The organism is Acidovorax sp. K2F (assembly GCF_025246485.1).
In the GTDB taxonomy this organism is placed as follows: Bacteria; Pseudomonadota; Gammaproteobacteria; order Burkholderiales; family Burkholderiaceae_C; genus Acidovorax; species Acidovorax delafieldii.
In genome coordinates, this window is the sequence record NZ_JAOBSQ010000059.1 from 119,891 (window position 1) to 140,344 (window position 20,454).

Here is a 20,454-nt window from a genome sequence, read left to right on the forward strand (position 1 = left end):
TTTTCGACCACTTTGTGAACACTCTTGACAAATTCGATATCGCCATCCTCAACGAGCTGCAGGCTGACGCCCGACTGACAAATGCCGAGCTGGCCCAGCGGGTAGGCCTGTCGGCCGCACCCTGCTGGCGCCGCGTGCGGGCGCTGGAGGAGCAAGGCTTCATCAAGGGCTACCGCGCAGAGATCGACCGGCACAAGATCGGCCTCGGGGTACTGGCCTTCGTGCGGCTGGATGCGGACCGCAGCACGGGCAACCTCACGCGCAAGATGGAGGAAGCCATCCGACAGATTCCGGAAGTGGTGTCGTGCCACTACATCAGCGGCACCGGCACCTTCGAGCTGCAGGTGGTGGCGCGGGATCTGGACAGCTTCTCGCAGTTTGCGCGTGACGTGCTGCTGAACCTGCCCAACGTGAAAGACATGCACACCAGCTTCTCGCTGGGTGAGGTGAAGGCCAGCGGGGCGCTGCCGCTGACACACCTCACACGCACACGGGCTTGAAGGCGCGCCGCCCTGGCTCTGCTGGCTCCAAAAGGCAGGGCAGATTGGGGCCACGCCTCATTTCATGAGCGCCTCAGCGCGGCCACAGCGCCCAAAGGCGCAAGTTCTGCTTGAGCCGGCCCGCAATGTCACCCGCCTCTGGCCCCCAACCCGTGAAATAGTCCGCGCGCACTGCACCGAGGATGGCGCTGCCCGTGTCCTGTGCGAGCACCAGGCGGTTGAGCTGCACCTGCGGGCCGGACGAAGCCAGCCACACGGGTGTGCCGTAGGGAATGCTCTGCCGGTCCACTGCAATCGATCGGCCCGGCGTCAGGGGCACGCCCTGCGCACCACGCGGGCCAAACCCGGCGTCCAGCGGGCTCAAAGGCTCTTCGCGGAAGAACACATAGCGCGGGTTGCTCCACAACAGCTCATTGGTGCGCTGGGGGTTCGCGGCCACCCAGGCGCGGATGCCCGGCCAGGTCGCATCGCGCGTCAGGCCCTGGTCCAGCAGCCAGCGGCCCACGCTCTGGTAGGGCTGGTCATTGGTGCCTGCGTAGGCCACCCGCACCAGCGAGACCGAGCCATCCGGCTCGGTGATGCGCAGACGGCCTGACCCCTGGATGTGCAACACCATGGACTCGATGGGATCACGCAGCCACGCAATGGCCCGACCCGCGAGCGCGGCCTGGGCCTCCGGCAGGGTGTCAATCTGCTGGCGGGTGTACCAGGGCTTGCGCGCCCCGAGGCTGGCGGGTACCCGATAGATTGGCACTGTGAAACCATTGCCGGGCTGGCGTGCCGCGTCCATCATGGGTTCATAGTAGGCCGTCAGCAGGCCATCGGCGTTGCCGTCAGTGGCCTCGACGCGGTAGGGCTGCAAGCGTGCGATGAGCCAGGCACGCTGCTCATCGGCCGTGGCAATGCTCAGCTGCCGTACCTCGCTGCACAGCGCAGTGAAGGGCGGCTGGGGCCGCTCGCAGCTCTTGATCCACGCGTTCCAGGCTTCGTGCAGCGCGTCTTCGGTAAAGCCCGGCAGCTCGGCCCAGCGCACGGGAATCCAGCGGCTTTTGGGCTGCGCCATGGGCGATGGCAGCGGGCCGGTGTCGCCCGGCAGCACCACCGCACTGGGCGGCAGCGGCGCAGGAGTGCCCCCAGGGCGTGCGGGGACTGGGGCAGGGGGCGTGGAGCAGGCGGCCAGCGTTCCTACAATCAGCGCGGTCAACGCAACGCGCAGGAGTGTCAATTTCATGGGGCTGATTTTGCTTGAAGCGCTGCTGGCGCTGGTGGTACTGGTGGCTATCGTGTGGTGGACCATGTTCTCGGGCCGCAAGGGAGGAGAACTGAAGGCCCCACCGCCCGCCGACAGCGACAAGCATCCGCCATCGCCTTGAACGGGCAGTGAGTTGCGCCCCAGGGACGGCCCTGTCCTACAACCGATGGGCCAGCGCGCCGATGGCACCGCTTCATCGCGGGCCCCACGATGGCGTGAGCTGGGTGATGCCACTGCATGGGACGCGATAACGCTCCGACAGCGCGGCGGGTGCAAGGCCCGCCCACCCAGCGCCACCGCTTTTCAAGGAGCACACACATGCGCACACACATTCAAATTCTCGGCGCTGCCGCCGCCATCGTTCTGGTCACCGGATGCGCCAGCATGGATGACACCCAGCGCCGTACAGCCACCGGAGCTGGCATTGGGGCGCTGGCAGGCGCGGTCATCGGCTCCGCGACCGGCGGCAGCGCCGGGACCGGCGCCGTGGTGGGGGCCGGTGTCGGGGCACTGGGCACCTACATCTGGTCGCAAAACATGGAGCGCCAGAAGCGCGAGATGGAACAAGCCACCCAGGGCACCGGTATCGCCGTGACCCAAACGGCTGACAACCAGCTCAAGCTCAATATCCCCAGCGACATCTCGTTTGCCGTAGGCCGCTCGGACATCCAGCCCAACTTCGCGCCGGTCCTGGACCAGTTTGCCGCAGGCCTGCGCAACAACCCGAACACTGACGTACGCATCGTGGGGCACACCGACAGCACAGGCAGCGATGCCACCAACAACCCCCTGTCGATGGACCGCGCCGCAAGCACCCGCAGCTACCTGACAGCGCGCGGTGTGGATGGCCGCCGCATCGTGATCGAAGGCATGGGCGAGCGTTACCCCATCGCTACCAACGATACCGCCGAGGGCCGTGCGCGCAACCGGCGGGTCGAGATTTTTGTGGGCGAACGACCGCGGGGCTGATCGCCCGGACTGCGAACTCCCCGCCAGAAGGTGGGCTCAGTTACCCGTGCGCAGCAGGTTGGCCAACTCCACAGCGGACTTGACCTGCATCTTGTCGAACACCCGTGAGCGGTGAACCTCGACCGTGCGCACGCTGATGTCGAGCTGGTCAGCGATGAGCTTGTTGGGAAGACCGGCCACCACCAGGTCCATCACATCACGCTCCCGCTCGGTCAGTTCGCTCAGCCGCACCTGCAAGTCACTGCGTTCGCGCACCTGGGCCAGCCGCTCGGCCGATTGGGCGAGTGCCTGCTCGATGCGGTCCACCAGCGCGTTGTCGGAAAACGGCTTCTCGCAAAAATCAAAGGCCCCCCGCTTGACGGTGTCCACGGCGGTGGGCACGTCCGCATGGCCAGTGAGAAAGATCACCGGCATGGTGGCCAGGTCGCCCCGCGCGGCCAACACGTCAAACAGTGCCAGCCCGCTCATGCCAGGCATACGCACATCCAGCAGCAGGCAACAGGGCTGGCGTTGGGGGGGGCGCTTTTGCAGCATGGCATCGAAGGCTTCGGCCGAATCAAAGGACTCGCTGGGCAGCCTGCGCGAGCGCAGCAGCCAGGCCAGCGCCTCGCGCACGCTGGCGTCATCGTCCACGATGTACACGGTGGCGTTGGTGATGGGCTCCATAGATCAGTTCAGTTGTCCATTGCAATGTCAGTCACGCGCAGACGATGAAAGCGCCAAAGCCCCAGCGCTGGCCGCCGTAACTGCCTCAGGGGGTGGTTCCATTGTTCACGGGCAGCGTGAAGGTGAATACCGTACCACGGGGCTCATTCGGCGCAAATCCGAGAAAACCGCCGTGTTGTTCGATGACGGTGCGGCACATGCTCAACCCCAAGCCCATGCCCTCCGGGCGGGTGGTGAAAAACGGGGTGAACAGTTTTTCTGCGACCTCGGGGGGAATCCCGGTTCCCACATCGGTCACAGCAAATTCAATCCAGCCGTTATGCGGGTTGGAGGCAGCACGCCGCACCCGGATATCCAGCACGCGATTGCGCACGCCGGGATCATCCATCGCCTGCATGGCATTGCGCGCCAGGTTCAGCAACACCTGCTCCACCATCGTACGGTCACACAGCGCGGGCGCCAGGCTCTGCTCCACCGATGTGTTGACGCGCACACCCAGTTTGCGGGCCTGCAGGCTCACCAGCGGCAGGATGGCATCGAGCAATTGCTGCGCATGCACTGCCTCACGGGCTTGGTCGCGGCGCCGGACGAAGTCGTGAACACTTTTGATCACTCGGCCCGCTCGCTCGGCCTGGCGGGCAATCTGGCGCATGGCCATGCGCACATCCTCCAGCGCGTCGGGCTCGGGGACAGACGCACTGGCGGGAGTGGCATGTTCCAGCAGGTTGATGGAACCATTGGCGTAGCTGGAGATGGCGGCCAGCGGCTGGTTGAGTTCATGGCTGAGCAACGAAGCCATCTCGCCCACCGTGGCCAGCCGCGCAGTGGCCTGCAGCCGCTCCTGCGAGGCGCGGGACAGCTCCTCCACCCGGCGCTGTTCGCTGATGTCCAGGAACGCGCTCATCCAGCCGGTGTGCTGGCCTTGGGCATTGATGAGCGGGGCCTCGATGATCAGTACGGGAAACCGCGTGCCGTCCTTGCGCATGAACTCGGACTCAAACCCCTCGCGCGGCGGCATGGTGCCGGCAAAACGGATGGCCTGGCGCTGGCGGTATTCCTCCACACGCTCGGGGGGCCAATAGGGTGCCGACATGCTCAGGCCCAGCAGCTCCTGCGGGCTGAAGCCCACCATCTCGCAGAAGGCCGGGTTGACGTAGGTGATGCGCCCCTCCAGGTCGCGCGCGCGAAGCCCGGTCACCAGCGAGTCCTCCATCGCCTTGCGAAAGGCCAGCGCATCGGCCAGGTCACGCTCGGCACGCAGGCGGCGGCGGTTGTCGCGCACCAGCACTACCATCACCGTCACCAGCGCAATCGACATGGCCGTGACCAGGGCCGTCAACACATTGGGGAACAGGCTGGGTGCACTGTGCCAGCTGTCCATGCGCAGCACCAATGTACTGCCTGGCAAGTCCAGCAGATGCTGCGCCGAGAACATGCGCGACCCCCGTCGCGCCGCTCCCAGCACCGCCAGCCGGGTGCCGTCGGCCTCTGTGAAGGAGGCTTCCTGGCTGCGCGTGAGGTTGTGCCCCACCAGATTGGCCAGGATGTCCTGCAGCGCATACGTCGCGACCAGATACCCCATGGTGCGTCCGCTGGCAGACAACGGAACACACAGCTCCATCATCTCCGAGCCCAGGCCGTCACCATGGGGCTGAAAGTAGCTGCTGGAATACGCTGGCCCCCCCAGGCGACGCGCGTTGGCACAGGCGATAGTGAGGTCCGACTGGCCACTGTCGCGCAGCCGCATGTCCCAGGCCACCGGGCGGTAGGGTGACTGCACGTGGGTGCGCATGCGCAGATTCGCATCGCGCAGCTCAATGCGCACGAGCTCGCGCCGGTTACGCAGCAGGTCAGACGCCTCGACCTCCCAGGCCAGATGGCTCGGGTTGTCGCTGGGGAGTGCCTGCAGGCTTTGCAGGTTGTGCGTCAGCGCGGTGCGGATGTCCGAGACTGCATCGGCGGTGTCCCGCTCCAGACGGGTCTGCACCTGGCTGGCTTCATAGCGCCCGGCAAGCCACACCATGGTGGCAAGCATGGACACCACGAGCAGTACCAGCGCCGTCCATAACGACCAGCGACGCCAGGCTCCGCGCCAGCGCTGCAGCAGGGTGCGTTTGACGGGCGTTGGCTTCACAGGACGCGGTGGGTCAATGCTGGCAGCTGAGCGCGCACGGCACTCAGGCGCTGCGCGTCCAGCTCGCCGGCTACCACGCCAGCGCCTTGATCGCGCTGCGCGATGATGCTGCCCCAGGGGTCCACCAGCATGCTGTGGCCCCAGGTGTGGCGGCCGTTGGCGTGCACACCGCCTTGGGCAGGGGCGAGTACATAGGCCAGGTTTTCCACCGCGCGGGCACGCAGCAACACTTCCCAGTGCGCCTGACCCGTGGTGTGCGTGAAGGCGCTGGGCACCAGCAGCAGGTCCGCACCTGCGCGGGCATGCGCGCGGTACAACTCCGGAAAGCGCAGGTCGTAACACACGGACAACCCCACCCGCCAGCGCTGACCGCTGCGCGCTTGCAGATCAAACTGCACCGGGGTGTCACCGGCGTCGATGACACGGCCTTCGTCGTAATGTTCAGCGCCGTTGCTGAAGCGAAAGAGATGGATCTTGTCGTAGCGCGCCACACAGGCACCCGTCGGGTCGAAGACCAGCGTCGTGTTGCGCACACGGTCCGGCGTACCCGTGGCCATCGGCAGCGTGCCGCCCACGATCCACATCTCAAGCGCGCGGGCGATATCGGCCAGAAACTGCTGGATCACGCCGGAACCAGCGGTCTCGCGCAAGGCGAGCTTGTCAGTGTCCTTGTGCCCCATCAGGCAAAAATACTCCGGCAGCACCGCCAACTCAGCGCCGCCCTGCGCAGCCTGTTCCAGCAGCTGGCGCGCAACGCGCAGGTTATCGTCCAGCGCGATGCCAGACACCATCTGGATGGCGGCGACTTTCATGAAGGTTCTCCAGTCTTGGGGGGTGGGTTGGCCCGGGGCGTCGCCTCGGTGGCAGGGCTCGATTCGCGCCCGCGGCGGGCCACGCGCACCACCCGCGGGTCGGCCCAGGTGCCGTCGATGCGGAATTCCTGCGTGGCAGCCTCGATGAGCGGACCGCGCAAAAACACCTGTGCCAAAAAGCTGCCCAGGCCAATCACCGGGTTGATGGCCGTGGCCACAAGCGACGCCGTCATGGCGTTGATCTCTGGCACCACCACCACACGCAGGTCCTGCGTCTCCTGGTCGATGTTGGCGCTGCCTTCCATCAGTACGGCCGCATTGACGCCCTTCATCTGCAGGTTGTTGGTGGTGGCCACACCGCGCTCGATGCGTACATCACCGCGCACAAAATCAAACGCAAAACCTTCACTGAACACATCGCGAAAATCCAGTGTCAAGCGGCGCGGCAATGATTGCAGACTGAGCACGCCCAGCAGCTTGGCCAGACCAGGATCAGCCTTCAGAAACTGGCCGGATTCGACATTCAGGTTGATCTGCCCGGTCATGCTGCGGTAATCGGGGCTGAAGGGAGCGCCAATCCAGCCCACCTGCCCTTCCATGCGGCCCTTGCCGCGCCGCACCACGTTGGCCATGCCCAGGCGGGCCAGCAGATCGCCCGAGTCGCGGATATCGAGCTTGAAGCTGAGCACGGTGCGCCGCTCGGCCGAACGGGGGCCTGCAGAGGCCGCATTGAGCACCGCCCAGTTGCCGTTGGCAGTGAAAGCTGCTTCGGGCGCCGTGATATTGAACTTGGACAGGCGCCATTCGCGCTGCACCCCCTCGCCGCCCCGGTTCTGGGCCTCCATCTCCACCCGTCCCAGCCGCTTGCCACGCAGCTCGAAATCCTCCACGACGATGTCCAGCGCAGGCAGGTTGCCCGGTTGCTCGTTGAGCAGTTCTTCGACCTGGGTCACGTCGCTTTGCGGCATGTTCACACGCGACAGCCGGGCAAACAAACGGCCGTTGCTGAAGTCGGGCGATCCGGGCTGGCGGTACTCCAGGTAGCCATTGAGTTCGGTGGCATCGAGGTTGGCACGCCAGGTGGAGCCGTCGCGCAGCGCACCTGCCACCACGTTGTGCAGCGTGCGGCCTTGCAACGTGAGCTCGCGCGCGCGCAGCGCCAGGGTGGTGGGCAGATAGTCCTGTGCCACGGCCTGCCCGGCAGGCGTGGTCGCCACTGCGGCACCCCGGGGGGCGGGCTCGGCGGCAGTGGCCCGGGTGAGCACCTCATCCCAGGCGTCCACATCCAGCTTGCCCTGGTTGATGTTGGCAGCCACGCCTTGCGCAGGCATCGGGGCGGACTCGCCGTTGCTCAGACCCACACCGATGGCGCCGCGCAGCACGCGCGGCTGGGGGCCGCTCAGGTCGCGCAGGTAGGTGGCGAAGCCAAGTGATCCCAGGTCCAGCACGATCTGATCCCGCAACGGGGGGGCACTGCTCCCGTTGCCGTTGCTGCTCGCCAAGCCCACCAGTGATTCGCGCGCCACCTGGTTGTCAAAGCGCAGGGGCAGGCTGCTGTCCGCCGTCTTGCCCAGCGGGGGCGGCAAGGCCAAGGCCAGGCCCTGCAGGCTGGTGTTGACCTGCAGCTCGGGCACCCCGCGGCGAAACGACAGGGCCAGCGTGTACGGTGCGCTGCCGGTGGCACGCCGCGCCAGTTGCGACAACATGCCCAGCTGCGGGGTTTGCTGCAGACCTTCGGCCGTGGCGGTGCCCTGCGCGCGGATCTGCACCGCCGACTCGGTGGCCGGGGCATTGGCCGCCAGCGCACGCATGCCGCCTTCCAGCCGCACGGGGCCGCCCAGCGCCTGGGCCTGCACATTGGACAGCGAAAACCCGGTCTCGCTGAACTGCACGGCGCCCCGAACGCGGGTGAGCGCCGGGGTGTCGGGGGTGATGCGCAGCTCATTGCCAGCCAACGTGACGCTGCCCTGCACCTTGGATTTGTTGATGTCGCTGATGGGCAAGCTCAGTCGCAACTGAAAGTCGGCATTGCCCGTGCCGCTGGCCTGCTCCAGTGCATTGCCCGTCATACGGCCCAGCGGTGATGTGGTCATGAGCGTGAGCAGCTCTGCCAGCGGGCCGCGTGCATCGGCGCTCACGCCCACCACGGTGTGCGCCAGGTCTGGAATGCGGGCATCGACCTTGGACAGCCGCAGGCCCTTGCTGCCTGCAAAGCCGCCGCTGGCGCCGCGCACCTGCATGGACGAACGCTCAAAAATCAGCTCGCCGCCGAGGTCAGTCAACGCAGGCCAGGGCAGGGTGCCTGCAGGCTGCAGCGCAGTAGGAACGTAGGCATAGGTCACGTCCTTGACGCGCGCCGCAATGCGGAATTCGCCCTGCTTGGGATCATTGAAGGGCAGGTCGTGCAGATCGCCCTTGACGCGGAACTGCACATTGCTGGCGCTGCCGGCGACCACCGCGTCGCGCACATAGTGACGCGAATCGGCAGGAATGGACAGGGGCAGGTAGCGGTGCACCCGGGTGCCGTCGGCACGGTGCAGCGTGCCGGTGAGGTCCAGCACCCCCGGAAAGCGCGACCGGTGGGGCGCCTTGGATGCGTCGCTGGTGTGCCAGGTGGCACGGGCATCGCCCTGCGCATCGGCGTTGGCGAACTGCACATCATTGGCCTGCACGGCAATACGGCTGCCATCCAGCTGCCAGCGCACGTCGGCACTGAGCCGGTCCAGCGGCAGGACGGGTTCCTCGAACACCCCTGGCAGCACCAGCGCACCTGACGCCATGGTCAGTGCCGCCTTGCCCCCTGCCTGGTTCATGTCGATGTCCACATTGGCGCCACGCAGACCCAGGTGGGCGGGGGCCGAGCCATCCGTGGCACCCGCCAGTGCCAGCCCCTGGATACGCCCCTTGACCTGGTACTGCTGCAACGCATCCAGAGGTCCCTTCCAGGTGGCCTGGATCTCTTCCACCAGCCCTTGGGGCGTGTAAGAGCGCAAGGCGTCGTGGGCGACCGTCCCCAGCGGAAGGCGGCTGGCCACCTGCGCCAGGGCCGCCAGGTCCAGCCGGTCAGCCCGCAACTCGCCTTGCGCCGGGGCCTTGCCGTTGGCATCGGTGTGCACCAGCCGCAAGTTGCCGCCGGGCCAGGTCAGACCGTCATCGGTCTGGAACTGCAGCGCCTGCGTCGAGAACTCAAAGCCGCCGGTGAGCCTCCGCCCCCCCAGCCGGCCCTGGATGGAAGGAAGAACCAGCGGGCGCAGATCGGCGGCCAGCGTGGTGTTCACATCGGCCAGCGCCAGGTCGGCCGTGCCCCCCACCACTTGGCCGCTGCGCACATCTGCCCAGACCCGCAACGCGCCCCGGCCCTGGGCCACCTCGATGCCCACATCGGCGTGGTGCCGCAGATGCGACACATCGACCCGCGTGAAGTGCGCAAACACCTGACCGTTCCAGTGCTTCCAGTTGCCATCGCGGGCGCGCAGCAGCGGCGCGCGAAACAAACCCACCAGGCTGAAACGGTCCCCCCATTCCGGCGGCGGCGTGGCATCCACCCGGAGGATGTGGCGCCAGTTGCCGTTGCGCAAAACCAGGTCCACCTTTTCCAGCGCCAGCTCGGGGGCGCCGCGCTGCTCATCGGTCCAACGCACCGTGCCGTCCTTGATGTAGACCTCGCCCTGCGAGAACAACCAGTCGGCCGCCGCGCTGCTGTCGCCCTGGTTCTGGGCAAACTCCAGCCCCGCCACATAGATGCGTCCGTCACTCGCCCGGCGCACATCCAGGTCGGGGCCTTCGATGTAAAGCTGCTCGAACCCCCACTGCAGCAACGAACGGGGTGACAGCGCCACCACCACCCGGGGCAGGCGCAACGCAGTGCGGCCCGAGGCATCCAGCAGCGCGACATCAGACAGCTCGATGGACGGGATCAGCCCCTCGGTGCGGGCCACGATGGCGCCGATCTGCACGGGAACCCCCAATACCCGTGCGGCCTGCGCCTGCAACTGTGGGCGGAAATCACCGATTCGCGGCACAATCCAGCCATGAAGAGCCCCCCATGCGATGGTCAGCAACAGCCAGAAGGCGAGCAACAAGCCCAGCGACCACCGTGCAAAACCTGCGACTATTTTCAGCAGGCGTGAGGGGTGCGAGGTGGGATCGATCATGGTGAGATGGAAAGTGGCAGGAATTATGACCCGCAGCCCTGGCGTGGGTTCACTCGTGACCCGAGTGCCCAGTGAGCTTTTGTATGCCGTCGGGCCCGCAGACCAGCACCCCGCTTACCGTCCAACATCCGGCTGTGGCTGCCATGCATCCTTCTCTGTCTGACCCCCGCTGCCACCAGCCCCTGCCCGAGGGCCCTCTGGCCGAGCATTCCCGCTTCTACCAGCGCCTGCACCGCCGCTACGCCAACGACCTGCCCCTGCTGCCCCCGGGCGTCCCGGTGTTGGCGACCATGGAGCAGGCCTACGACGCTCTGTGCGCGCGTGGCTGCGACACCGGGACCGCGCTGCGGGTGCTGCGCCAGCTGGTCATGGAGCGGCTGATCCAGCTGGACTGCGAAGCGCAGACACCGCTGGCCGACATCACCCGGGCCGTGACCGAACTGGCCGAGCTGGCCCTGGACCGCGCCTGCCAGCAGGCCCGCCGCGAGCTAGACGAACGCCATGGCGCACCGCGCGGCCCACAGGGCCAGCCCGTGCAGCTGTGGATCATTGGCATGGGCAAACTGGGCGCCCGGGAGCTCAATGTCTCGAGCGACATCGACCTCATCTATGTGTATGAGCACGATGGCGAAACCGCCGGCATGCCCGATGGCCGTGGCCGCATCTCCAACCACGAATACTTTGCGCGCGCCGTCAAGGCCATCTACAGCCTGGTGGGCGACACCACCGAGCATGGCTTTGTCTTCCGGGTGGACCTGGCCCTGCGGCCCAACGGCAACTCGGGCCCCGCATCGGTGTCCCTGGCCGCGCTGGAGGAATACCTGCAGGTGCAGGGCCGCGAATGGGAGCGTTTTGCCTGGCTCAAAAGCCGCGTGGTGGCCCCCCGCGAGTGCATCGGCCGCCCCGAGGTGCAAGCCCTGCGCGGCGTGGTGCTGCCGTTTGTGTTTCGCCGTTACCTGGACTACAGCGTGTTCGATGCGCTGCGCTCGCTGCACAGCCAGATCCGGGACCATGCGTCCAAACGCAGCGCCGGGCACCCCGAGCGTGCCAACGACGTCAAGCTCTCGCGCGGCGGCATCCGCGAGATCGAATTCACCGTACAGCTGCTGCAGGTGGTGCGCGGCGGGCAGTTCCCCGAGCTGCGCCGCCGCCCCACGCTCGATGCGCTGCAGCGCCTGGCCCATGCGGGCCTGATGCCGCAGGAAACCGCCGACGCGCTGGCCCGGGCCTATGTGTTCCTGCGACGTGTGGAGCACCGCATCCAGTACCTGGACGACCAGCAGACCCACGTGCTGCCCACACGCGACGATGACCTGGCCTGGATCGCCAGCACCCTGGGCTACAAGGACTGCTGCGCCTTCCTGCACGAGCTGGACGCACACCGCGAGCTGGTTGCCCAGGAGTTCGACACCCTGCTGGGTGGCAACGGCAAAAAACAATGCAGTGGCGGTGGCTGTGGTGGCCCCCGGGCGGCGGCACCGCCGCCTCCAGAGCTGGAAGGCCTGCTGGAGCAACTGCCACCGGGCTTTCGCGAGCGTGTGGCTGAGTGGCGCAACCACCCACGCGTGGCCGGACTCCGTGACGAGGCGCGGGCCCGCCTGTTCCGCCTGGTGCAGCGCACGGCCCAGTGGCTCAAGGAAGGACGCGTCACCGAAGAGGCCACCGTGCGCCTGGCCAACTGGCTGGAGCCGCTGCTGCGGCGCGAAAGCTACCTGGCGCTGCTGCTGGAGCGGCCCTCGGTGCACGAGCAGCTGCTGCACCTGCTGGGCGCAGCCAAGTGGCCCGCGCGTTACCTGCTGCAGCACCCCGGTGTGATCGACGAGCTGGTGGGCGATGCACTGTTGTCCGAACGTTTTGTGGTGGCCGACTTTGAACGCGAGCTGGGCATGCGCCTGGCGTCGCTGCGCTCTACCGGCGAGGACGACGACGAAACCCTGCTCAACCTGCTGCGCCGTGCGCAACATGCCGAAACCTTCCGCACCCTGGCGCGCGATGTGGAGCGCCGCATCACCGTCGAGCAGGTGGCCGACGACCTGAGCGCGCTGGCCGACAGCGTGCTGCGCATCACCAGCCAGTGGTGCTGGAGCCGCCTCAAGAACCGCCACCGCGACGAGCCCCAGTTCGCCATCATTGGCTACGGCAAGTTGGGCGGCAAGGAGCTGGGCTACGGCAGCGATCTGGACATCGTCTTTGTATTTGATGACGATGACGAACGCGCCCCCGAGGTGTACGCGGCCTTTGTGCGCAAGCTCATCAACTGGCTCACCGTCAAGACGGGCGAGGGCGACCTGTATGAGATCGACACGGCCCTGCGGCCCAACGGCAACTCGGGCCTGCTGGTGACGAGCTTCGAGGCCTACGCCAACTACCAGCAGCAACGCGGCAGCAACACCGCCTGGACCTGGGAGCATCAGGCCATGACACGTGCGCGGTTCGTGATGGGCAGCGAGGCCTTGCGCGAGCGCTTTGACGCTGTGCGCGAGGCCGTCATCACCTCTGCCCGCGACCCGCTGGCGTTGAGGGGCGAGATCGTGACCATGCGCGAGCGGGTGCGCTCAGCCCACCCCACGCCCGCCGGTCGCTTCGACGTGAAGCACAGCCCGGGCGGCATGGTGGACGCCGAATTTGCCGTGCAGTACCTGGTGCTCTCGCAGTCTGCCGCCCACCCCGAATTGCGTGGCAACCTGGGCAACATTGCACTGCTGCAGCGGGCCGAGCAAGTGGGCCTGCTGCCCCCAGGCGTGGGCCACGCAGCCGCCGACGCCTACCGCGAACTGCGCCGGGTACAGCACGTGGCGCGGCTGGACGAGGCGCCCACCCAGGTCACGCCACCCGCACTGCAGGCCGAACGCGATGCCGTGCTGGCGCTGTGGTCGGCGGTCTTCGGCTCCGCCGCCCCATCGGCCTGATCGGCCGGGCGCACTGCGCAAGGGAAGGCCGACTTCTGGAGGGGTCGCCTTTCCCCTCCCCGCCATATATTGGGAGGGTGCAAAACCTCCATCCCATCTGCCCGTCCCTCGCTGCAACCAACAGGTCATCCCTGGCAGAAACACGGCCGAAACACCCGCGATATTTTTTGAAACAAAAATTTAATCAATCGTTTGATTAAATAGTGCTGTAATCCGGCTCCATGCCAGATTCAGCCCCCAAGCCCCCCCGGTCTTCCATGCCCCCCCCACCGCCCACGGAAGGCGCACAGGCCCGCGCGCGGCTGCTACACGCCGCCTTGCGCCTCTTTGCCGAAAACGGCTTTGCCAAGGCGTCCATCCGCGACATTGCCCAGGTGGCGGGTGTCAACCCGGCCTCCATCAGCTACTACTTTGGCGACAAGAACGGGCTGTACCGCGCGGCGTTCACCGAACCCATGGGCAGCCCCATCGCCGTGGATGCCTGGCCGGACACCTTGCCTGCGTTCATCGAGCTGCTGATCCAGAGCTTCATGCAGCCCCTGCACGAAGGTGATCTGGTCGAGCTGTGCATGCGCCTGCACTTTCGCGAAATGCTGGACCCCACCGGGCTGTGGCAGCAGGAGCTGGAGTGCGAGATCAAGCCCGCCCACGCCGCGCTCGTCGGCCTGCTGTGCAAGGAGTTCGGCCTGAAAACTGCCGATGACGATGTGCACCGCCTGGCCATGGCCATCACCGCCCTGGCGCTGCAGTACTACGTGGGCCGCGACGTGGTGCAGGCGGTGCGCCCCGGCCTCACCGCCACGCCGCGGGGGCTGGCCGCCACCACATCGCGGCTGGTGGACTTTGCCCAGTTCATGGTGGACGGGGAACGCCGGCGCCGCGCTACGGCCCGAGCGGCCGCCCCCGCCAAAAAAACCTCCTCTCCCCGTACCCCAGAGTGACTTGCACATGCGACTGATCTCACACAAACCCCTGTGGCTGGCGCTGGTCCTGCCACTGGTGGCCTGCTCCACCACCGCACCACCTGCGCAGGTATCGGCACCCGCACCTGCGGCCTGGAACGCACCCCTGCCGCACCAGGGCTCCCTCACGGGCATGGCCCGCTGGTGGACCCAGCTGCAAGACCCGCTGCTGGTCGAGCTGATCGACGCCGCCCAGGCCGTGAGCCCGGGCATCGCGCAGGCCCAGTCGCGCATTGCGCAGGCCCGCGCCACGCAGGTGGGCAGCCGGGCGGCGTTGCTGCCTTCACTCGACGCACAGGCCAGCGCCAGCCGGGGCTTCAATGACCAGCTGGCGCGCGTGGCGACCACCTCGCAGGCGGGGCTGCAGGCCAGCTGGGAGCTGGACCTGTTTGGCGCCAACCGCGCCGCCAAAACCGCTGCCGATGAGCGGCTGGCCGGCGCGCAGGCCCTGTGGCACGAGGCGCGCGTGAGCGTGGCAGCCGAGGTGGCGCAGCAGACCAGCAGCATCCGCACCTGCCTGGCCCAGCAACAGGTGGCCGAGCGCGATGCGCAGTCCCGTAGCGAAACGTCCCGCCTGTCGCAGCTGAGTGAACGTGCGGGCTTTACTGCGCCCGCCACGGCCGCACTGGCACGCGCCAGCGCCGCCGAGGCCCAGGCCCGCGCCTCACAGCAACGCATGCAATGCGATGTAGAGGTCAAGGCCCTGGTGGCGCTCACCGGCCGGGAAGAACCCACGCTGCGCGCCCGGCTGGCCCAGCCGGTGGCTGCGGCCCCGGACGCTTTGTTCACCATTGACGCACTGCCCGCCCAGGTGCTGACCCAGCGCCCCGACGTGTACAACGCCGAGCGCGAAGTGGCTGCCGCCAGTGCGGACGTCGCCAGCGCCCAGGCCCAGCGCTACCCACGTCTGACCCTCAGCGGCAGTGTGGGTGCGGCCCAGGTGCGCACGGGGGGCGTGACCACCGACCTGAACACCTGGACCATCGGCCCGCTGGCGCTCAGCGTGCCGATCTTTGACGGGGGCCGCCGCGCCGCGCAGACCGATGCGGCGCAGGCCCGCTACGACGAGGCCGCGTCGCAGTACCGCGCCAAGGTGCGCCAGGCCGTGAGCGAGGTCGAGCAAGCCCTGGTGCGCCTGCAAAGCACGGCCGAGCGCAGTGCCAGCGCGCGCACTGCCGCCGAGGGCTACCGCGCATCGTTCGACGCGACCGAGGCGCGCTGGCGTGGTGGCCTGGCCAGTCTGGTGGAGCTGGAAGATGCCCGGCGCACAGCACTGGCCGCCGAGAACGCGCTGGTCGCGCTGCAGCACGAACGCCAGACCGCCTGGATTGCGCTGTACCGCGCCGCCGGTGGTGGATGGAAGCTATGAGACACCCCCCTGAGGCGCTTTGCGCCTCGGTGCGTCCGCCGGAGGCGGCCGCTCTTCACCGCCGTCCAAGCCTGCGCAGGCAGGCTCGGAGCCGCGGCGCTCAGCCCCCGCTCTCGCATTGCTGCGCAATCCGGGCAGGGGGACGCAGCCCTCGCTGCGGGGCGGCCCTTGCTGGGCTGCCCTCGTCTGCGCATCGCCAGTTTCGAGCGCAGTGGGCCACGCCCAACACCATGCACAGCTGATATGAACTCCCCAGGACAGATGCACATGCAACACTCCTCTTTCTCCTTCAAGTTTTCCCCCACCGCCTTCGCCGTGATCGCCGCCTGCGTTCTGGCCACGGGCGGTGCGCTGGTTTTCTCGGGCGCATCGCGTGCCGCCGATGAACCCAAGGCGGGCCAGCCCCGGCCTGCGCTCACCGTCAGCACGGCGCAGCCGCAGCGCATGCCAGTGCCGCTGCGCCTGGCGGCCAACGGCAACATCGCCGCGTGGCAAGAGGCGAGCATTGGGGCCGAGAGCAACGGCCTGCGCCTGACCGAGGTGCGTGTGAACGTGGGCGATGTGGTCAAGGCCGGGCAGGTGCTGGCCACCTTCTCGGCCGACACGGTGCTGGCCGATGTGGCCCAGAGCCGCGCCAGCCTGCTCGAAGCCCAGGCCAATGCGGCCGAGGCCGCCGCCAATGCCGACCGCGCCCGCTCGTTGCAAGCCACGGGCGCACTCAGCCAGCAGCAGATCCAGCAGTTCACCACGGCTGAGCAAACCGCCCAGGCCCGCGTGGAAGCGTCCAAGGCCGCGCTGAACGCGCAGCAGCTGCGCCTCAAATACACGCAGGTGGTGGCGCCTGACAGCGGCGTGATCTCGGCCCGCACGGCCACCGTGGGCGCGGTGGTGGGTGCCGGCACGGAGCTGTTCCGCATGGTGCGCAAGGGCCGGCTGGAGTGGCGCGCCGAGGTCACGTCCACCGAGCTGCGGCGCATCCAGCCCGGGGCCAAGGTCAGCGTTACGGCTGCCAGCGGCGCCGCGGCCGAGGGCACCGTGCGCATGGTCGCGCCCACGGTGGACCCGCAAACGCGCAATGCGCTGGTCTACGTGGACCTGCCCGCCAACACCGACTTCCGCGCCGGGATGTTTGCGCGGGGCGAGTTCGCACTGGGCAGCAGCGACGCACTCACCGTGCCACAAGAGGCGCTGGTGGTGCGCGACGGGTTCTCGTACGTGTTTGTGGTGGGCGGAGACCAGCGCGTGCAGATGCGCAAGGTCCAGACCGGCCGCCGCGTGGCCGACCGGGTCGAGGTGCTGTCGGGCCTGGACGCTGGAGCCTCCGTCGCCGTGCGCGGTGCGGGCTTTTTGAACGATGGCGACCTGGTGCGCGTGGCGGCCCCTGCGGCGGCGCCAGCGGTTGGCAAGCAGTCCTCCAGCCAGCATTTCATGCAAAAAGTGCCTGTAGCGCTAGTGGATCATGCGCAAACAGCTATCAATTGAGGAGCATTCCAGATGAATGTATCCACCTGGTCCATCAAGAACCCCATCCAGGCGCTGATGCTGTTTGTGCTGCTGACCTTCGGCGGCCTGCTGTCCTTCAACGCCATGAAGGTGCAGAACTTTCCCGACATCGACCTGCCCACGATCTCCGTGACCGTGGCGCTGCCGGGCGCCTCGCCCGCGCAGCTGGAGAACGACGTGGCGCGCAAGATCGAGAACAGCATCGCCACGCTGCAGGGGCTCAAGCACATCTACACCAAGGTGCAGGACGGCGGCGCCACCATCACCGCCGAGTTCCGGCTGGAAAAGCCCACGCAGGAGGCGCTGGACGACGTGCGCTCCGCCGTGGCCCGTGTGCGCGGCGACCTGCCGGGCGACGTGCGTGACCCTATCGTGACCAAGATGGACCTGGCCGCGCAGCCCGTGCTAGCCTTCACCATCGCGTCGGCCCGCATGGACGACGAGGCGCTGTCCTGGTTTGTGGACGACGCTGTGGCCAAGAAGCTGCTCACCGTGCGCGGCGTGGGCGCCGTCAACCGCGTGGGCGGTGTGCAGCGTGAGGTGCATGTGTTGCTGGACCCGGTCAAGCTGCAGGCGTTGAACGCCACGGCGGCCGATGTCTCGCGCCAGCTGCGGCTGGTGCAGACGGAGAGTGCAGGCGGCCGCACCGACCTGGGTGGCAGCGAACAGCCCGTGCGCACGCTGGCCACGGTGCAGTCGGCGCAGGAGCTCGCAGGGCTCACGCTGGCGCTGTCCGACGGCCGCCATGTGCGGCTTGATCAGGTGGCCACGGTGACAGACACCATTGCCGAGCCGCGCGCGCTGGCCCTGCTCAACGGCAAGCCGGTGGTGGGCTTTGAAGTGGCCCGCAGCAAGGGCGCGAGCGAGGTGGAAGTGGGCGCGGCTGTGCAGGCAGCCCTCAAGGAAATGCGCGCACAGCACCCCGATCTGGAGATCACCGAGGCCTTCAACTTCGTGCAGCCCGTGCAGGAGGAATACGACGGCTCCATGCACCTGCTGTACGAAGGTGCACTGCTGGCCGTGCTGGTGGTGTGGCTCTTCCTGCGCGACTGGCGCGCCACCTTCGTGTCGGCCGTGGCGCTGCCGCTGTCGGTGATCCCGGCGTTCATCGGCATGTACTGGCTGGGCTTCTCGATCAACGTGATCACGCTGCTGGCGCTGTCGCTGGTGGTGGGCATCCTGGTGGACGACGCCATCGTAGAAGTCGAGAACATCGTGCGCCACCTGCGCATGGGCAAGACGCCCTACCAGGCGGCCATGGAGGCGGCCGACGAAATTGGCCTGGCCGTGGTGGCCACCACTTTCACGCTGATCGCGGTGTTTTTGCCCACCGCGTTCATGAGCGGCATTGCGGGCAAGTTCTTCAAGCAGTTTGGCTGGACGGCGTCGCTCGCGGTGTTTGCCAGCCTGGTGGTGGCGCGCCTGCTCACGCCCATGATGGCGGCCTACATCCTCAAGCCCATCGTGGGCGACCACAAGGACCCGCGCTGGATGACGGTGTACCTGCGCTGGGCCGCGTGGTGCATCAAACACCGGTGGATGACCTTCATTGCCACGGCGGCCTTTTTCATCGGCTCGCTGGCGCTGATCCCGCTGCTGCCCACCGGCTTCATCCCGCCGGACGACAACTCGCAGACCCAGGTGTACCTGGAGCTGCCACCCGGCGCCACGCTGGCGCAGACGCGGGCCGTGGCCGAAGACGCGCGACAGCGCATCGCCAAGGTGGAGCATGTGCAAAGTGTGTACACCACCATCGGCGGCGGCTCGGCCGGCACTGACCCCTTCATGGGGGGCGCCTCCGCCGAAACCCGCAAGGCCACGCTCACCATCCTGCTGGCCGAGCGCGGGGACCGGCCACGCAAGCAGGGCATCGAGAACAACATTCGCAAGGCCCTGGAAACCCTGCCCGGCGTGCGCAGCAAGGTGGGCCTGGGCGGCTCGGGCGAGAAGTACGTGCTGGTGCTCACGGGCGACGACCCGCAGGCGCTGACCACAGCGGCGCTGGCAGTCGAGAAGGACCTGCGCACCATCCCGGGCCTGGGCAGCATCTCGTCCACCGCCAGCCTCGTGCGCTCCGAGATCGCCGTGCGCCCCGACTTTGCCCGCGCCGCCGACCTGGGCGTGACCAGCAGCGCCATTGCAGAGACCCTGCGCATTGCCACCGTGGGCGACTACGACGTGTCGCTGCCCAAGCTCAACCTGTCAGCACGCCAGGTGCCCATCGTGGTCAAGCTGCAGGACGACGCGCGCAAGGACCTGTCGCTGCTGGAGCGCCTGCCCGTGCCCGGCGCCAAGGGCCCGGTGATGCTGGGCCAGGTGGCCACGCTGGAGTTCAGCGGCGGCCCGGCCGTGGTGGACCGCTACGACCGCGCGCGCAATGTCAATTTTGAGATCGAGCTGTCGGGCCAGCCGCTGGGCGACGTGACCAAGGCGGTCGAAGCGCTGCCCTCCATCCAGAACCTGCCAGCCGGCGTGCGCCAGATCACCATTGGCGATGCCGAGATGATGGGCGAGCTGTTTGCCAGCTTTGGCCTGGCCATGCTCACCGGCGTGCTGTGCATCTACATTGTGCTGGTGCTGCTGTTCAAGGACTTCCTGCACCCGGTGACCATCCTGGCGGCGCTGCCGCTGTCGCTGGGTGGCGCGTTTGTGGGGCTGCTGATTGCGCAGAAGAGCTTCTCGATGCCCTCGCTCATCGGGCTGATCATGCTCATGGGCATTGCCACCAAGAACTCCATCCTGCTGGTGGAATACGCCATCCTGGCGCGGCGCGAGCATGGCATGACGCGCTTTGAGGCGCTGATCGACGCCTGCCACAAGCGTGCACGGCCCATCATCATGACCACGCTGGCCATGGGTGCAGGCATGCTGCCCATCGCCATCGGCCTGGGTGCTGCGGACGCGAGCTTTCGCTCGCCGATGGCGGTGGCGGTGATTGGCGGACTCATCACCTCTACGCTGCTGAGCCTCTTGGTGATTCCGGCGGTGTTTACTGGGGTGGACGACCTGGGCCAGGGGTTCGGCCGGCTGGCCCGCCGCCTGCGCGGGGTGCGCCATGCCCCGGGCGCACCGGCGGCCCCCACAGCCACAGCCACAGCGCAACCAGCACCTCCCTCTGCCCCCTGACGCCGAGTCTTGGCGCCGCCCGCCGGCGTGAGCCCAAAAAGCAGGGCAATCACGGGGGTCGCGCGGGCTTTGGCGGGAGGTAGCCGTCGGATAATGCA

The 20,454-nt window shown here is 67.6% G+C and carries 13 protein-coding genes; 8 read left to right on the forward strand and 5 right to left on the reverse strand.

The annotated features are described in order from the left end of the window. Nucleotides 1-14: 14 nt before the first annotated feature. Nucleotides 15-500 (forward strand): Lrp/AsnC family transcriptional regulator, encoded by a 486-nt coding sequence (locus N4G42_RS23345; protein ID WP_056067858.1) that lies wholly within the window; start codon nt 15-17, stop codon nt 498-500. Nucleotides 501-573: 73 nt separating this feature from the next. Here the strand turns inward: N4G42_RS23345 and N4G42_RS23350 are convergent, their stop codons facing one another. Beyond that, nucleotides 574-1,797 (reverse strand): murein transglycosylase A, encoded by a 1,224-nt coding sequence (locus tag N4G42_RS23350; protein WP_082522582.1) that lies wholly within the window; start codon nt 1,795-1,797, stop codon nt 574-576. On the opposite strand from N4G42_RS23350, the gene N4G42_RS23355 reads away from it, so the two are divergent. Together N4G42_RS23355 and N4G42_RS23360 are read left to right on the forward strand one after the other, a co-directional pair. After that, the gene (locus N4G42_RS23355) at nt 1,730-1,873 is read left to right on the forward strand and encodes a hypothetical protein (RefSeq protein WP_199227826.1); all 144 of its coding nucleotides are present in this window, start codon (nt 1,730-1,732) and stop codon (nt 1,871-1,873) included. The genes N4G42_RS23350 and N4G42_RS23355 overlap by 68 nt on opposite strands. 197 nt (nt 1,874-2,070) lie before the next feature. Beyond that, nucleotides 2,071-2,721, forward strand: a complete 651-nt coding sequence (locus N4G42_RS23360) for an OmpA family protein (protein ID WP_056067856.1) — start codon at nt 2,071-2,073, stop codon at nt 2,719-2,721. 36 nt (nt 2,722-2,757) lie between these two features. Here N4G42_RS23360 and N4G42_RS23365 read toward each other — a convergent pair whose 3' ends face one another. The 4 genes from N4G42_RS23365 to N4G42_RS23380 all read right to left on the reverse strand — a co-directional run bounded on the left by N4G42_RS23365 (nt 2,758) and on the right by N4G42_RS23380 (nt 10,487). After that, nucleotides 2,758-3,387: a response regulator transcription factor gene (locus N4G42_RS23365; RefSeq protein ID WP_056067854.1), complete on the reverse strand. Its 630-nt coding sequence runs from the start codon at nt 3,385-3,387 to the stop codon at nt 2,758-2,760. A gap of 85 nt (nt 3,388-3,472) precedes the next feature. Further along, nucleotides 3,473-5,521, reverse strand: a complete 2,049-nt coding sequence (locus N4G42_RS23370; protein ID WP_260668895.1) for a two-component system sensor histidine kinase NtrB — start codon at nt 5,519-5,521, stop codon at nt 3,473-3,475. Next, complete coding sequence (locus N4G42_RS23375) at nt 5,518-6,333, reverse strand: carbon-nitrogen hydrolase family protein (RefSeq protein ID WP_260668896.1); 816 nt, start codon at nt 6,331-6,333, stop codon at nt 5,518-5,520. Before N4G42_RS23375 ends, N4G42_RS23370 begins: the two co-directional genes overlap by 4 nt. Further along, the gene (locus N4G42_RS23380; RefSeq protein WP_260668897.1) at nt 6,330-10,487 is read right to left on the reverse strand and encodes a YhdP family protein; all 4,158 of its coding nucleotides are present in this window, start codon (nt 10,485-10,487) and stop codon (nt 6,330-6,332) included. The genes N4G42_RS23375 and N4G42_RS23380 overlap by 4 nt, the downstream gene beginning before the upstream one ends. Nucleotides 10,488-10,630: 143 nt before the next feature. On the opposite strand from N4G42_RS23380, the gene glnE reads away from it, so the two are divergent. From glnE to N4G42_RS23405, 5 genes are all read left to right on the forward strand, one after another. After that, a complete protein-coding gene (gene glnE, locus N4G42_RS23385) occupies nt 10,631-13,396 on the forward strand; it encodes a bifunctional [glutamate--ammonia ligase]-adenylyl-L-tyrosine phosphorylase/[glutamate--ammonia-ligase] adenylyltransferase (protein ID WP_146870591.1) in 2,766 nt (921 codons plus the stop codon). 257 nt (nt 13,397-13,653) lie between these two features. Further along, entirely contained in the window at nt 13,654-14,337 is a 684-nt protein-coding gene (locus N4G42_RS23390; protein WP_260668898.1) for a CerR family C-terminal domain-containing protein, read from the forward strand. 7 nt (nt 14,338-14,344) lie between these two features. After that, nucleotides 14,345-15,727, forward strand: a complete 1,383-nt coding sequence (locus tag N4G42_RS23395; RefSeq protein WP_260668899.1) for an efflux transporter outer membrane subunit — start codon at nt 14,345-14,347, stop codon at nt 15,725-15,727. Nucleotides 15,728-15,994: 267 nt separating this feature from the next. Continuing rightward, entirely contained in the window at nt 15,995-17,209 is a 1,215-nt protein-coding gene (locus N4G42_RS23400) for an efflux RND transporter periplasmic adaptor subunit (protein WP_260668900.1), read from the forward strand. 12 nt (nt 17,210-17,221) lie between these two features. Then, on the forward strand, nt 17,222-20,356 hold the full coding sequence (locus N4G42_RS23405; RefSeq protein ID WP_260668901.1) for an efflux RND transporter permease subunit: 3,135 nt from the start codon (nt 17,222-17,224) through the stop codon (nt 20,354-20,356). Nucleotides 20,357-20,454: the final 98 nt, after the last annotated feature.